The organism is Salinigranum rubrum (assembly GCF_002906575.1).
GTDB lineage: Archaea > Halobacteriota > Halobacteria > Halobacteriales > Haloferacaceae > Salinigranum > Salinigranum rubrum.
Map to the genome: position 1 here is coordinate 2032793 of NZ_CP026309.1, position 13243 is coordinate 2046035.

The following is a 13243-nucleotide window of genomic DNA, read 5'->3' on the forward strand; positions in this document are numbered from 1 at the left end:
CGCCCCCGCGTATCTATTCGGGAGACAACCTTTTAGGCCCGAACGTACACGAGATGTGTAATGAGCAGCGTACACGAGGCGTCGCCACGCGCCGTCGACGACGCCGACCCACCGACCCCGCGCTTTCCCCACGCTAACTGCGTCGCCGTCGACGTGCTCGCCGACGTGCTCTCGACCGCCTTCGGGCCGCTCTCGAACGACAAACTCGTCGTCAACCAGCTAGCGAGCGAGACCGAACCGGAGAACCCCGGCGACGTCCCCGCCGACGACCTCGTGGTCACGAGCGACGGCGCGACCCTCCTCGAAGAACTCCCCGTCACTCACCCCATCGCCCCCATCGTCCGCCGCGTCCTCGGCCCGGAGCGCCCGGGCGACACCGACGTGGTCGGGCAGGACATCCCCGACGGCGTGACCTCGACCGTCGTGCTCCTCTCGGCGCTCCTCGACGAGGCGGTCGACCTCATCGACACCGGCGTCCACCCCCACGACGTTCGCGCGGGCTACGCGGTCGGCCTCGACGCCGCGCTCGCGACGCTCGACGCCGAGACGCGCCGTCTCCCGTCGTTTTCGGACACCCGTGCGGTCGAGGAGCGGGTCGCGCGGTCGGCGGCGACCGGCAACGACGTCGGCGGCCTCGCGGCGCGGTGGGCCCCGCGGTGGTGGATGCGGTCGACCTCGTCACCCGGCCCACCGAGGAGACGTTCGCCGTCCGGACGCTCAGTACCGGTTCTCTGGGCGACTCTCGAATCGTCCGCGGGGCCGTCCTCGACCGCAACGGCCGGGCGAACGAGCACATGCCCCGGCGGGTGGCCGACGCGACGGTCCTACTCCTCGACGGGCACACCACGGGCGGACTGACGGACCCCGAGTGGGACGAGCGGGCGACGCTCGACCTCCGGTCGTCGTCGGTCGGGGAGGTGAAAGACCTCTACGCGGCCCGGCGCGAGGACATCGTCGACTCCTACCGGGAGATGGGCGTCGACGTGGTCGTCTGCCGCCTCGGCATCACCCCCGAGTTCCAGAAACTCCTCGCCGACGCGGGTATCATGGGGATTCGGGCCGTGAACCGCCTCGACATGCGCCAACTGGCGCGGGCGACCGGCGCGAGCCTCGTCCGCAACCCCGAGGACGTCTCGCCCGACGACCTCGGCTTCGCGGGGAGCGTCGAGGAGGTCCGCGGCGACCCCCGCCGAGGCCGGAGAAAGAACACCGTCATGACGGTGTTCGACGAGTGCCCGAACCCCGGATCGGTGGCCGTCGTCCTCCACGGCGTCTCGGGCCACGTCGCGACGCAGGCGACGACGGGGGTCAGAAAGATGGCCGCGGCCGTCGCCGTCGCCCGCGGCGAGGGCGGGCACCGACCCGGCGTCGTCCCCGGCGCGGGTGCCATCGAGATGGAACTCTCGCGCGCGGTCCGCGCCCGGGCGACGGACCTCCCGACGAAGGCGCAACTGGCGGTCGAGGGGATGGCCGACGCCTTCGAGACGGTGGTGGCGACGCTCGCGCGGAACGCGGGCGCGGACCCCATCGACGCTGTCGCGGACCTCCGGATGGCGCACGCGGCCGGCGGCCTCGACGCGGGCTTCGTCCTCCCCGAACGGGAGGTGAAGAGCGCGACCGACGCCGGCGTGTTCGACCCCGTCGCCTACCGCCGAACGGGCATCGTCGCGGCGTGTGAGGTGGCCGACCTCGTCCTCCGCGTCGACGACGCCATCGACGCGACCTTCTCTGATGAGCCGCTCGGTCCCGACGACGCTATCTACGACGACCGCGCGGAGAACCACCTCGACTGGCTCGAGGAGAACCCCGGGACGCGCTGGGACCGAGACTGAGCGACGAGACACACAACTCGGTCGCGAGTTCCTCTTTTTGCGGCGGTTCGTCCCGGTGAATCGGCCGAAACGCCGACTTCACCGCCAGCAACAGTTAAGCCGAGTCGGCGAGAGTTTTCACGTGCCCATGGCGAAAGCTACCGTCTGTCTATCGTACGATTTCGACGCAGTATCGACCTGGCTCTGGTCGTATGACTCGTGGGACGAGCCCACCCGCCACTCGCGCGGGGTGTTCGGCGCGGAGGTCGGCGCGCCCCGACTGTTGGACCTCCACGACAAGTACGACGTCCCCGCGACGTGGTTCATCCCCGGCCACACCATCGAGAGCTTCCCCGAGATCTGTGGCGAGGTGTGGGACCGCGGCGGCGACGTCCAGCACCACGGCTGGAGCCACACTGGTCCGGCGACGTTCGAGTCCGAGGAGGACGAACGGGCCGACGTCGAGCGCGCCGTCGACAACATCGTCGACCTCACCGGGCGGAAGCCGACGGGCTATCGCTCCCCGGCGTGGGACTTCTCGGCGCACACGCTCGACATCCTGGCCGACATCGGCATCCGCTGGGAGTCCTCGAAGATGGCGTCGGACTTCACGCCCCACTACGTCTACGGTGGCTGGGAGGCACCCCCGGACGGCCCGTACGTGCGCGGCGAACCGACCGACATCGTCGAACTCCCCGTCTCGTGGCAGCGCGACGACTGGCCGCCGCTGACGTTCACCTGGGCGCGCCCGCACCGGATGGGCTACGTCCCCGAGGACTCCATCTTCCAGCGCTGGTACGACCAGTTCGACTGGATGTACGAGAACGTCGACGACGGCGTGTTCATCCTCACGATGCACCCGCAGGTGATGGGGCAGGCCCACCGCATCATGCGCCTCGAAGCGCTCGTCCAGCACATGTCGACGAAGCCGGACGTCGAGTTCAAACTGATGGACACGGTCGCCGAGGAGTGGCGCGAGGCGAACCCGCCCGCGTAGAGCATCCGATTTCTCCGTTTTTCGACCCGCTCAGAGCGGAGCGAGCAACTCTCGAACGCTCGGACACGAGCGGAGCGCGCGGAGGTCGGCGAACGTCGCCTCTGCGGTCGGGCGGTCCAGCACCTCGGTGGCACACTCGAGGAACTTCGCTTCTAACTCCGATTCGGAGAGGGGGTTCGCGGGCGTTCCCGGCGGTTCCTCCAGCGTCCCGTCGTACCGCTCTCCGTCCGTCGTCTCCACGACGACCCGGGCGTGGTTCGACTTGTACGCGAGCGTGTCGTCGACGGCGAACGACGCGCGCTCGCGGACGTGCTGGACCTCGGGGTCCTCGATGGCGGCGGGTTCGAACGCGGTCAACCCGACGCGGTCGAAGACCACGGCGGCCGCGAGCGCGTACTCCATCGAGAACTTCGCCTCCAACCCGGTTTCGGGGTCCGGGTGAACGAGCGCGTCGCCGGCACCGCGCGACGTCGTCGTCTCGATGTGCTCGATGGTCTCGGGAGCGAGGCCGTGGTCTTCGCTCAACTGCGACGCGAGCGCGACGCTCGTGTGCGTGAAGTAACAGCACGGGTACGCCTTGACGCTGATGCCGGTTTCGACGAGTCGCCACGGGTCGCCCGGCGGGTCGGCGACGCGCTCGGCGCCCTCGGCGTAGCGCTCCCAGAAGCCGCCGTCGCCGCTGATCGCCGCCTCGTCGGCGGTGAAGCCGTCCCGAGCCAAGAGCGCCGCGGTCACGCCGGAGCGGCCGGCCAGTCCCGCGTGCAGCGGCTTGGTCATCGTGCCGAAGTTGCGTTTCAGCCCCGACGGCATCGACGCCGCGATGGACAGCGCCCGTGCGGTCGTCTCTTCGTCCAGGTCGAGCAGCGACGCGGCAGTCGCCGTCGCGCCGAACGTCCCGAACGTCGACGTGGGGTGCCAGCCCTGCTCGTAGTGCGTCGGGGAGACGGGTTCGCCGACGTAACACTCCGCCTCGAAGCCCGCGGCGAACGCCGTGACGAGGTCTCTCCCCGAGGCGTCGACGCGCTCGCCCACTGCCAGCGCGGGAGCGACGAGCGGGACGCTCGGGTGGCCGTCCATCGCCCACGAGAGGTCGTCGTAGTCGAGCGCGTGCCCGGCGGTGCCGTTCGCGAGGACGGCGTCGGCGAGCGACGCCGTCTCACCGGTACCGAGGACGGTGGTCTCGCCCGACCCGAGGCTCGTTGCGAACCGCACCGCCCGCGCGCCCGCGTCGGCGACGCTTCCTGCGAGCGTCACCCCGACGGTGTCGACGAAGGCGCGTTCGATGGTCGTCCGCGCGGCCTCGGGGACAGCGTCGTACGTCAGGTCGGCGACGAACGCCGCCAGCGTCGCTTCGGGTCGCTCCGCGTCGACGGGTGGCATGGGCGTCGTTCGCAATCCGGCGGGATAAACACGTCTGTCGGCGTAGTGAAAGTTAGTACGAGGCGCGGTGCGGGGTGGGGGGTGGGGGATGCACGCGCGCCCCGTCCGCGAGGTGGACTCGGGTGGGGATAGGGGGCTGTCGAACACCGAAACGGGTTCACAGCACGGGGAGTCACCTCGTGCTCGCCCGTATCAACGGGGTCATCGCGATGCGGTGTCGGTCGTCCGTGTCGGCGCCGGCGTCAGGAGTGGTCGTCCCGACGCTCGGCCGTGGCCGCCGTGTCGAGGTCGCCGTCCGTGATGACGACGTCGTACGCGTCGAGCGCCCGTTCCTCGTCGAGGAGGCCGTCCAGGTAGTCCTCGTACACCTGTTCGGCCGAGCGCTCGTGGGGGTCGCCGTACCCGCCGCCGCTGGCCGTCTTGATGAGGACGCGGTCGTTCGCGGCGAACTTGTAGCCCGACTCCTTCGAGTTGAGGTCGATGACCTCTCCGTCCGCGGTGACGTGCTTCAGGTCGCCGTGTGTTCCGTCTGTACCACCAAACAGCCCGTGTGGCTTATAAGTGTTTCCGTCACCCTCCATCGTCATCACGGCGTCGGTCAGAAAGCGCGACTCGCGGACGATGCCGATGCCGCCCCGGTGCCGTCCGGCCCCGTGACCGTCCTCTCGCAGCGCGTACCGCTCGACCCGCATCGGGTGGGAGAGTTCGATGTCCTCGACCGGCCGGTTCTTCGTGTTGTGGACGAGCGCGTCAACCGCGTCGAGGCCGTCCGCACCGGGTCGTCCCCCATAAGATCCCTCGTTCACTTCGAGGTAGACCCAGTACTCGCCCGCGTCGTTCGTCCCCCCGTAGGAGACGAAGTACACCTGCCCGCAGGTGCCGGCGCACACCTTGTCGGGGATGGCCTCCGCGAGCGCCTTGATGATGAGGTCCGACATCTTGTCGACCTGGTTGATGCGGGCGAACGCGGAGGTGGGGGGCGTTGGATTGAACATGCACCCGGGTCGGGCCTTCGGGTGTACCGGAGCGAACGTGCCCGAGTTCTGCGGGAGGTACTCGTCTCTGACGAACGTGTCCATCAGAATCGAGCGGATGGTGAAGTAGATGCAGACGTCCGTCGAGCCGTGGAACGGGATGTTGTACCCCGTCGGCGTCTGGTCCGCCGACTTCGACATGTCGACCGTGATGTCCGACCCCTCGACGATGACCTCGGCGGCGATTTTCAGTCGCTCTCCCCTGTTCCGCCCGTCGTCGTCGAGGTAGTCCTCGGCGTAGTAGGTGCCGTCGGGGATTTTCCGGATCTCGTTTCGGAGCAGGGCCTCGGCGTAGTCCATCAGCGCCTCGCCCGTCGCCTGAATCTCGTCGAGGCCGTACTTCTCGACCAGCGCGAGGTAGCGCTCCTTCCCGACGTTGCAGGAGGAGACCTGCGCCTGGAGGTCGCCGATGACTTCCCTGGGGGTTCGGACGTTGTCGCGGATGAAGTTCCAGATTTCCTCGACGCGCTCGCCCTCCGAGTACACCTTCGTCGCCCGAAAGAGGCTCCCCTCGGCGTACATGTCCTCCAAGTCGACCGCCAGTCCGGGAGTGGCCGAACCGATGTCGAGGTGGTGTGCGGTGTTCGCGGCCCACGCGATGTGCTCGCCCTCGTAGAAGATTGGCACGGCGACGGCGATGTCGGGCGAGTGGCTCGCCCCGTAGTGGGGGTGGTTGTGGATGAAGACGTCGCCCTCGTTGATGGCATCTTCTCGGCTGACGCCGCGCTCCTCGAAGGTGTCGTACATCCCCTGGAGGTATCCGATCAGGGAGCCGACGTGCATCGGCGTCGAGTCCGACTCACAGAGTTCGCGGCAGTCGGTGGTGAAGATGCCCGCGCCCATGTCTTCGGACTCGCGGATGATAGACGAGTACGAGGAGCGGATGAGCTTGTACGCCATCTCCTGGGCGATGGTGTCGAGTTCGCCGCCGATGACCTGCATGGTCACCGGGTCGATGTCGCGCTCGCGGAGCACGTCCGCGGCGGTGGTCTCTTCTTCCGCCCTCGTGTCGGTGGTGTCGGTGGTGTCTGAACTCATCGTTCGAACCTCAGTTCGATTGCGCCGTTCGCTAACACGGTCGCCGTCCACCCGGGGTGGACGACGACGGTGCTGTCGAATTCGTCGATGACGGCGGGGCCGGCAACGACGTTCCCCTGCGCCAGTCGGTCGCGGTCGTACCGCGTGACCATCGTCGGTTCGGGGGCGACGCTCGTCCCGAAGACGACCCGGGATTCGGTCGTCGCGGCGTCGGCGGGGTCTTCGTCGCCCGAGGCGACCGACTGGGGCGTGTACGACTGAATCTCTCCGACCGCCGTGACGCGGAGGTTGAGCAGTTCGACCGGGTCGGCCTCGAAGTAGTGGCCGTACTCGGCCTCGTGTTTCCGCTCGAACGCCTCCCTCACGCGGGCGTGCCAGTCGCCGTCGGTCCCCTCGAAGGGGACGTTCAGTTCGTAGCCCTGCCCCTCGTAGAGGCAGTCGACGGTGCGTTCGAACCGCCAGCGCGACTCGTCGACCTCGTCGCGGGTGAGCTGTTCTCTCCCCCGCGATTCGAGGCGGTCGAACGCCTCGTCGATGTACTCCCCCTCGACGGTTTCGAGCCGCTGGCTCACCGTCTGCTGGACGTCGTACTTGACGTTTCCAGTCAACAGGCCGCGCGCGGAGGCGATGCCGGGTGCGGGCGGAACGAGGACGGTGTCGACCTCCAGTTCCTCGGCGATGCTTGCGGCGTGCATCGGGCCGGCCCCGCCGAAGGCGACGATGGTGTACTCGCGGGGGTCGTAACCGCGCTGGACGGTCTGCTCGCGGATCGCGCGGTACATGTTCGTGTTCGCGACTTCGAGGGTGGCGAGCGCGGCGCGTTCGACCGTTTCGAACCGCTCCTGGTCGGTGGCCTCCACCAGTTTCGACTGGATGGCCTGATGGGAGAGGTCGGGGTCGAGGTCGAGGCCGCCTCCCAGGAACGAGTCGGGGTCGATCCGCCCCAGCACGACCTGTGCGTCCGTCGTCGTGGGCTGGTCGTTTCCGCGCCCGTAGCAGGCGGGGCCGGGGTCCGCGCCCGCCGACTTCGGGCCGACGTTGAAGCCCATCGCCCCGTCGAACCAGGCGATTGAGCCGCCGCCGGCGCCGATGGTCTCGATGTCGAGCATCGGGACGATGGTCGGGTACCCGCCCACCTTGCTGTCGCGCGGGTCGCGTTCGAGGACCCTCCCGGGGAGGACCGAGATGTCCGCCGACGTCCCGCCCATGTCGAGCGCGATGAGGTGCGAGCGGTCGAGGGCGCTTCCCTCGAACTGCGCCGAGAGCACCCCGGCGGCGGGACCCGACACGAGGGTCGTCACGGGGCGAGAGGCGACGTTCCGGACGCTCGCCATGCCACCGTTGGACTGCATGATGAGCACCTCCGCGTCACAGCCGACGCCGGCGAGCCGTTTCTGTAACCGAGTGAGGTACGTCGACATCACGGGTTCGAGGCGAGCGTTGATGGCCGTCGTGGTGAACCGCTCGAACTCGCGGAACTGCGCGACGACCTCGTGAGAGGTCGATACGAGGAGGTCGGGGTACTCCTCGGCGATGAGGTCACGCGTCCGCTCCTCGTGTGTCGGATTGAGATACGAGTGGAGGTAACAGACGGCGATTGACTCGACGCCCGCATCGACGAGTTCGGCCGTGCGGTCGAGCACCTCGCTCTCGTCGAGCGGCGTCACCACCTCTCCGGGGGGGTAGACCCGCTCTGTCACCTCCTTTCGGTGGCGACGCTTGACGACCGGGTTCTCCTGCCAGGGGATGGTCTGCTGGAGCGAGAAGCTGTGTGGCTTGCGGTGCCGACCGATGTGAAGCACGTCGCGGAAGCCACGTGTCGTCAGCATCCCGGTCTCCGCGCCCTCGTGTTCGATGAGCGCGTTCGTCGCCACCGTCGTCCCGTGGAGGACCTGTCCGACCTCGCCGGGATCGACGCCTGCGATGTCACAGAGCTCGACGATTCCCGTCACCGTCGACTCGGAGGGGTCCGCCGTCGACGGCGTCTTGTGGCTGTACTCCGCCTCGTCCGTCACGAGGACGAGGTCGGTGTTCGTCCCGCCGACGTCGACGCCGATTCGGATGCGCGGCTGTCGCCGGGTGCTGTGGCTTCCCATACCTATCTCCAGAGTCGTGAGTCGCCGTTATAGCCGTTTCCCTCGTGTCAACGGGTCCCAGGGGAAGCTTGAACCGCCGCGCTCTCGTCGGGAGGGTATGTCCGAACGACCGGGTGACCCGTCCGCAGACGACAGGGAAGCGGACGTCGGGAGCGACGACGACGAAGCCGACGCAGCATCGACGCTCGCTGCGGCCGCGCCGGGCGAGTCGGTGACGGCCGACCGACTCCGGGACCGACTCGTCGGCGAGGGTGACCCCGCGCGACTCCTCGACGTCCTCGCACCGGACGAGAAACCGCAGTACCTCCTCGACGGCGTCATGGCCGACCGCGTGCGCGAGGACGGCGAGCGAAGCCGGCGGATGGCGACGCCGGGGGGGAGCGCGTTCACGCTCGTGACCGACCGGGCGGTCCACGTCGTCGTCCAGTACCGCGACCGCCTCGCCGTCGAGACGGTTCCCCTCGCTCTCGTCGACGGCACGACCGTCCAGCGCGCGGGCGAGGAGACGCGGCTCGGTATCGACACTGGCGACGCACGGTACGAGGTGTACCCGAGTGGGACGCCCACCGAAGAGGTCGAAGCCGCGGCGGCGTACCTCGACGGGCGGGAAGGCGGGGCGAACGACGCCGTCTCGGCGCTGGAACGTCTCGCGGGACTGTACGAGCGCGGCCTGCTCACCGACGAGGAGTTCGCGGCGGCGAAGCGCGACCTGCTCGACTGACTCGTCGGCTCTCTCGGTTCACGCTTATTAGTCGGCTCCGCGTCTCGACGCTCGATGACGACCGAGACTCACGTCGTCGAACTGACGAGCGAGGCACAGTGGCGTGCGATCCATCCGGTGATGAGCCAGCTTCGACCGCTGGACGTCGAGACGTTTCTCGACCACGTGCGCGTGATGGCCGGCGAGGGGTACCGGCTGTTCGGGCTGTACGAGGGGAGCGGCGACGACGGCGGCGACGGAGGGGGCGAGCGCGTGGACGTCGCCGACCCGGTGGCGCTCGCGGGCGTCCGCCTCTCGACGACGCTGTACCACGGCCGTCACGCGTGGGTGTACGACCTCGTCACCCGCGAGGACCGCCGCTCGGAGGGCCACGGGGCCGAACTCCTGGCGTTCGTCGAAGAGTGGGCGCGCGACCACGACTGCGCCGTCGTCGAACTCGCCTCGGGGCTGTGGCGCGACGACGCTCACCGTTTCTACGAGGAACACGTCGACTACGAGCGCTACTGTTACACGTTCAAGAAGGACTTGGCGGAGGGAGGAGAGTGAGTCGGTGAGGAATCGTTGTCGACCCGGTCGGTGATGGCGGGAAGACCGCGCGGGACACGGACGCGGCGGACCGCAGCCTCGTCCTCCCCAGCCGGTGCGACCGGGACGGAGCCCGGCCACGGCCACCGGAGCGACGAAGTCGCTTCAGTGGATGAACGAACGACCGAGCGGAGCGAGGGAGAGAGCGAATCGGTTGGGGAGGACTGGTCTCACGGCGCCCGTGCGCCGTGCGGGTTTCTCTCACTCGCCCCGGTTTCGATGGCGTCTCAGGCGTCCTCTCCACGGCTCACACACCCACGGACGGTTCGAAGAGAGGGCGCACAGAGTTATATCGCACTTGCTCGAACTGAGAGACGATGATCGAGCGCGTACTCATCGCGGTCGGCGAGGAACGGATGCACATCGAGGATATCACCGAACACGCCATCGAGATCGCGAGCGCGCTGGGCGCGTCCGTGACGCTCCTGCAGGTGTACACCCAGTCGGAGTTCGACGAACTCCTCAAGGGACTGGAGTACGATTCGGCGGATCCGACCGACATCGCGAAGCGAAACGGCGTAGTGCGTGACGCGGCGAGTCTCATCCGCGAGGCGGACCTCGACCTCGACGTGGTCGGGACGGTCGGCACGCCCGCCGAAGAGGTCGCAAGCTACGTGACCGACCACGGCATCGACCACGTCTTCATCGGCGGGCGGAAGCGACGACCCACCGGGAAGGCGCTTCTCGGGAGTACGAGCCAGGACATCCTCCTCGCGCTCGACGTCCCCTGCACCGTGTTCCAACTGGGGTGAGGGTTCAGGTCCCAGCACCGTTTCCGCGCAGAACTGTAACCTGTCGACGAATTCCGCGTTACCGTTCCCCAAAACGTTAACACCGCCGTTATCCTTGAGAGGAGCATGAGCGTTGCGCGCGAAGTAGAGAGTGTCATATCCGTAACCTCGCTGGAGAAGTCGTTCGCGAACGAGCAGGTGCTCAGAGGCATCGATTTCACCGTCGACGACGGCGAGTTCTGTGTCGTCGTCGGCCCGTCGGGGTCGGGGAAGTCGACCCTGCTGAAGTGTATCGCCGGCCTCGTCGAGTTCGACCGCGGCTCCATCTCCCTCGACGGACGGGACGTGAGCGGCCTCTCGGTCCCGAGCGGAACATCGGGTTCGTCTTTCAGGACTTCGAAGAGCGGCTCTTCCCGCACATGACCGTCGCCGAGAACGTCGCCTTCGGGCTCCGGCAGGCGGGAGCCAGCGAGACCGAAATCGAGACGAAGACCGACGAGATGCTCACGCTGCTCGCCATCGGCGAGACGCGCGACAGCCTCCCCTCCGAACTCTCGGGCGGACAGCAACAGCGGGTCGAACTCGCCCGGCAACTCGTCCGCGAGTGCGACGTGATGTTGCTCGACGACCCCCTCGCCGACCTCGACTACAAGCTCCAGAAACGGATGGAACTGGAGATGCGCCGGATCCACGAGGAACTCGGCAGCACGTTCGTCTACGTCACCCACAACCAGGACCAGGCGCTCAAACTCGCGGACAAACTCGTCGTCGTCAACCAGGGCCTCATCGAGCAGGTCGGCACCCCCGACGAGGTGTACGCCGAACCGGCGACGGCGTTCGTCGGCCGGTTCGTCGGCGACTCGAACCCGCTCTTGGGGAGCGTCACCGACGTCGACGGCACGACGCTGACGGTCGACACGCCGGTCGGGGACGTGACGGCCGTCACGCGCGACGAGGGCGTCGAACCCGGCGCCGAAGTGGTCGTGCTCGTCCGCCCCGAGTCGGTTCGACTCGGCGACGCGGCCGAGGGCTGTGACAACACGTTCGTCGGGAGCGTCAGAGGTCGAACGTACACCGGCGAGGTGACGGAGTTCACCGTCTCGCTCCGGGAGGGCGGAGCGGAGGTCGAGGACTTCCAGTCGGTCACGAGCGGGAACGTCCCGATGGAGGCGGTGCAGTCGCGGACCACGGTCGGGTGGGACGCCGACGAGGGCGTGGCCTACGCGAAGCTGAGCGTGAGCGACACCGTAACCGTCGACGACCTGATGGAGGTGTGACGATGTCCGATTCGAACCTCACCCAGCGACCCCCCGAGACGGCAGACGACCGGAACGACGTCCTCCGCGTCGAGGGACTCACGAAGATATACCCCGACGGGACGCTCGCGGTCGACGACATCGACTTCGCCATCAAGGAGGGCGACTTCTGTGTCATCATCGGCCCCTCCGGCTGTGGAAAGTCGACGACGCTGCACTCGCTCGTCGGGAAGATTCCCCCGACCGAAGGGAGCGTCATCCTCGACGGCGTCGACATCACCGACACGCCGACGTACCAGCGCGACATCGGGCTCGTCTTCCAGGACTTTCAACTCTTCCCGCACCTGAACGTCGAGGAGAACATCACCTACGGCCTGAAGCGGATGAACGCCTCCCCGGACGTCGTCGACGAGCGGCTGTCGAACGTGCTGGAGATGATGCAACTCGACGAACTCCGCGACCGCGCGCCGCGAGAGCTGTCGGCGGGGCAGAAACAGCGGGTCGCTCTCGCGCGGAGCCTCGTCCTCGAACCCAAACTGCTCCTCCTCGACGAGCCGCTGGGCGACATGGACTACAAGCTCCAGAAGCGCATGGAGCGCGAACTCCTCCGCATCCACCGCGAACTCGACACCACGTTCGTCTACGTGACGCACGACCAGACGCAGGCGATGCGGCTGGCCGACCAGATCATCGTGATGAACGGCGGAAAGGTCGAACATTCGGGGCCCGTGGAGGAGGTGTACAACCGCCCGAAGACGGCGTTCGTCGCGACGTTCGTCGGCGACTCGAACCTCTTCTTCGGCGAACTCGTGGGCGTGAGCGACGACGGCGAGACGGCGGAGATGGAAACCGGGCTGGGAACGTTCACCGTCAGCACCGCCAACCTCGTCTCCGACCCCCACGAGGTGGTGGGCGAGCGGATGCCGTTCGCCGTGCGGCCGCAGTTCCTCCGACTCGTCGAGGGGGAGATAGACAACACCGTCGACTGCGCCGTCGAGGACGTGCTCTACCAGTCGGGGACGGGCACGCAGGTCATCCTCTCCGCGGAGGACGACGAGGGAGAGGCCGTCGAACTCCAGTTGAAGTCCGAGGACAGACTGGAGGTCGACTCCGAGCGGGTCACCGTCGGCTGGGACGCCGAGCACACGATTCTCTTAGAGCGGCCGAGCGTCTTGGACGACATCGACCTGGAGAAGGACATCCTCGGGCAGTAGTCGGTTCGTCGCGTCTCCATTGTTTTTCGTGTCACCGGCGGACGAGTCCGCCGAGCCATCCACTCGCTTCCTCCGGTCGCTCGTGGAGAGACCGGGTGGGGCGGTCTTCGTGAGCGAGTGAAGCCAGTGAACGAACGGCTCGGAGCGACGTCGTCGCTCCGGCGAACGAGGCTGCCGTCCACCGCGCCCGTGTCCCGCGCGGAACGCTTACGACGTCACCCCGCCTTCGCAGACAGTTCGTACCGACTCCGCAGACGGGCCACCCCGACTTCGCAGCTCGACCCGCACGACCGACGACGAGCCACCGGAGAACTCACACGCACACAAAGAGTTATGCCACCGATACGAGAGTCACGGATATGAACCTGACACTCGACCGG

11 protein-coding genes and 1 pseudogene are annotated in these 13243 nt (G+C 67.8%); 9 read left to right on the forward strand and 3 right to left on the reverse strand.

Annotated features, from left to right (window positions below):
* Positions 1-60: 60 nt before the first annotated feature.
* The 3 genes and pseudogenes from C2R22_RS26935 to C2R22_RS09980 form a co-directional block, all read left to right on the forward strand.
* Positions 61-561 (forward strand): annotated as a pseudogene (locus tag C2R22_RS26935) (TCP-1/cpn60 chaperonin family protein); the annotation flags it as partial.
* A gap of 95 nt (positions 562-656) precedes the next feature.
* Positions 657-1832 carry a TCP-1/cpn60 chaperonin family protein gene (locus C2R22_RS09975; protein ID WP_281259283.1) on the forward strand — a complete coding sequence of 392 codons (1176 nt, stop codon included), beginning with the start codon at positions 657-659 and terminating at the stop codon, positions 1830-1832.
* 127 nt (positions 1833-1959) lie between these two features.
* Positions 1960-2808 carry a polysaccharide deacetylase family protein gene (locus C2R22_RS09980; RefSeq protein WP_103425622.1) on the forward strand — a complete coding sequence of 283 codons (849 nt, stop codon included), beginning with the start codon at positions 1960-1962 and terminating at the stop codon, positions 2806-2808.
* 30 nt (positions 2809-2838) lie between these two features.
* Here C2R22_RS09980 and C2R22_RS09985 read toward each other — a convergent pair whose 3' ends face one another.
* From C2R22_RS09985 to C2R22_RS09995, 3 genes are all read right to left on the reverse strand, one after another.
* Complete coding sequence (locus tag C2R22_RS09985; protein WP_103425623.1) at positions 2839-4188, reverse strand: MmgE/PrpD family protein; 1350 nt, start codon at positions 4186-4188, stop codon at positions 2839-2841.
* Between the two features lie 242 nt (positions 4189-4430).
* Positions 4431-6260 (reverse strand): hydantoinase B/oxoprolinase family protein, encoded by a 1830-nt coding sequence (locus C2R22_RS09990; RefSeq protein WP_103425624.1) that lies wholly within the window; start codon positions 6258-6260, stop codon positions 4431-4433.
* Positions 6257-8356, reverse strand: coding sequence for a hydantoinase/oxoprolinase family protein (locus C2R22_RS09995; RefSeq protein WP_103425625.1), 2100 nt, complete (start codon positions 8354-8356; stop codon positions 6257-6259). Before C2R22_RS09995 ends, C2R22_RS09990 begins: the two co-directional genes overlap by 4 nt.
* Positions 8357-8453: 97 nt before the next feature.
* On the opposite strand from C2R22_RS09995, the gene C2R22_RS10000 reads away from it, so the two are divergent.
* From C2R22_RS10000 to C2R22_RS10020, 6 genes are all read left to right on the forward strand, one after another.
* Positions 8454-9077 carry an SHOCT domain-containing protein gene (locus tag C2R22_RS10000; protein WP_216824820.1) on the forward strand — a complete coding sequence of 208 codons (624 nt, stop codon included), beginning with the start codon at positions 8454-8456 and terminating at the stop codon, positions 9075-9077.
* A gap of 54 nt (positions 9078-9131) precedes the next feature.
* Positions 9132-9623, forward strand: a complete 492-nt coding sequence (locus C2R22_RS10005) for a GNAT family N-acetyltransferase (RefSeq protein ID WP_103425626.1) — start codon at positions 9132-9134, stop codon at positions 9621-9623.
* A 356-nt stretch (positions 9624-9979) separates the two neighbouring features.
* The gene (locus C2R22_RS10010; RefSeq protein WP_103425627.1) at positions 9980-10414 is read left to right on the forward strand and encodes a universal stress protein; all 435 of its coding nucleotides are present in this window, start codon (positions 9980-9982) and stop codon (positions 10412-10414) included.
* A 105-nt stretch (positions 10415-10519) separates the two neighbouring features.
* Positions 10520-10816, forward strand: a complete 297-nt coding sequence (locus tag C2R22_RS26285) for an ATP-binding cassette domain-containing protein (RefSeq protein ID WP_281259284.1) — start codon at positions 10520-10522, stop codon at positions 10814-10816.
* Positions 10813-11670 carry an ABC transporter ATP-binding protein gene (locus C2R22_RS26290; RefSeq protein WP_281259285.1) on the forward strand — a complete coding sequence of 286 codons (858 nt, stop codon included), beginning with the start codon at positions 10813-10815 and terminating at the stop codon, positions 11668-11670. Before C2R22_RS26285 ends, C2R22_RS26290 begins: the two co-directional genes overlap by 4 nt.
* A 2-nt stretch (positions 11671-11672) precedes the next feature.
* Positions 11673-12863, forward strand: coding sequence for an ABC transporter ATP-binding protein (locus C2R22_RS10020; RefSeq protein ID WP_103425628.1), 1191 nt, complete (start codon positions 11673-11675; stop codon positions 12861-12863).
* The last annotated feature ends 380 nt before the right edge of the window (positions 12864-13243 follow it).

Bases quoted from the DNA above. Each gene is read 5' to 3' on its own strand.
- C2R22_RS09980 (WP_103425622.1), top strand. From the start codon at position 1,960: ATGGCGAAAGCTACCGTCTGTCTATCGTACGATTTCGACGCAGTATCG.
- C2R22_RS09985 (WP_103425623.1), bottom strand. From the start codon at position 4,188: ATGCCACCCGTCGACGCGGAGCGACCCGAAGCGACGCTGGCGGCGTTC.
- C2R22_RS09990 (WP_103425624.1), bottom strand. From the start codon at position 6,260: ATGAGTTCAGACACCACCGACACCACCGACACGAGGGCGGAAGAAGAG.
- C2R22_RS09995 (WP_103425625.1), bottom strand. From the start codon at position 8,356: ATGGGAAGCCACAGCACCCGGCGACAGCCGCGCATCCGAATCGGCGTC.
- C2R22_RS10000 (WP_216824820.1), top strand. From the start codon at position 8,454: ATGTCCGAACGACCGGGTGACCCGTCCGCAGACGACAGGGAAGCGGAC.
- C2R22_RS10005 (WP_103425626.1), top strand. From the start codon at position 9,132: ATGACGACCGAGACTCACGTCGTCGAACTGACGAGCGAGGCACAGTGG.
- C2R22_RS10010 (WP_103425627.1), top strand. From the start codon at position 9,980: ATGATCGAGCGCGTACTCATCGCGGTCGGCGAGGAACGGATGCACATC.
- C2R22_RS26285 (WP_281259284.1), top strand. From the start codon at position 10,520: ATGAGCGTTGCGCGCGAAGTAGAGAGTGTCATATCCGTAACCTCGCTG.
- C2R22_RS26290 (WP_281259285.1), top strand. From the start codon at position 10,813: ATGACCGTCGCCGAGAACGTCGCCTTCGGGCTCCGGCAGGCGGGAGCC.
- C2R22_RS10020 (WP_103425628.1), top strand. From the start codon at position 11,673: ATGTCCGATTCGAACCTCACCCAGCGACCCCCCGAGACGGCAGACGAC.